General features: G+C 43.8%; 1 protein-coding gene. It reads left to right on the top strand.

Annotation, left to right across the window (positions count from 1 at the left end; translation table 11 throughout):
* Positions 1-368: TonB-dependent receptor (locus AB4512_RS23270; RefSeq protein WP_372175891.1), on the top strand; the 368-nt coding region annotated here is incomplete at both ends.

The following is a 368-nucleotide window of genomic DNA, read 5'->3' on the forward strand; positions in this document are numbered from 1 at the left end:
ACACACTACTCTAACGTTAACTTAGATTCGGCAACAATTAAGGGTGTTGAATTCTCTAACACGTTACTATGGGATGTTTTGGTAGGTGCACCTAAGGGGATTTCAACTCACTTCGTTGCTTCATATACAGAAGGTGAAGACGGAAACGGTAATGCACTGAATAGTGTTAACCCTTGGAATGCTGTATTAGGTCTTAACTATGATGCTCCAAACCAAAACTGGGGTACTAGCCTTAAGTTAAACTACACGGCTAACAAGTCTGGTTCAGACATCAATTTCGATGACGAAAGCGGCGGCAACGCTGGTCAAGCTGAGCTTCCAAGCGCTACGGTTGTTGACCTGACAGCTTACTACAAGCCAATGAAGGA

The organism is Vibrio sp. 10N.222.52.B7, from assembly GCF_041474275.1.
Lineage (GTDB): Bacteria > Pseudomonadota > Gammaproteobacteria > Enterobacterales > Vibrionaceae > Vibrio > Vibrio crassostreae_C.